The organism is Pseudomonas viridiflava (assembly GCF_900602065.1).
Taxonomy (GTDB): Bacteria; Pseudomonadota; Gammaproteobacteria; order Pseudomonadales; family Pseudomonadaceae; genus Aquipseudomonas.
In genome coordinates, this window is sequence record NZ_UWFN01000012.1 from 1 (window position 1) to 339 (window position 339).

The 339-nt window shown below is 51.6% G+C and carries 1 protein-coding gene; it reads left to right on the forward strand.

The features are described 5' to 3' along the window. Window positions 1–91 precede the first annotated feature (91 nt). Window positions 92–339, forward strand: a 248-nt coding sequence (locus EE949_RS00060) for a dTDP-4-dehydrorhamnose 3,5-epimerase family protein (protein WP_206335682.1), incomplete at its 3' end; no start/stop codon positions are given.

The window sequence follows — 339 nt, forward strand, 5'->3', positions numbered from 1 at the left end:
ACGTCGGGCAGCAAGCATCCATTATCAGACGCTTTTCCAAACCAGTGCCGCACGAGTCTGCGCTGGTCAGTTTTTCGGAGATACCCTACGTATGATCGCAACCCGCCTCGCTATTCCTGACGTCATCGTCTTCGAGCCAAAGGTATTTGGTGATGATCGCGGTTTTTTTTATGAAAGCTTCAATCAGAAAGCGTTCGATGAAGCCGTTGGTCATCCCGTTACCTTTGTTCAGGACAATCACTCACGCTCGGCGAAAGGTGTGCTTCGGGGTCTGCATTATCAAATCAGGCAAGCCCAAGGCAAGCTGGTGCGCGTCACTCAGGGCGAAGTGTTCGATGT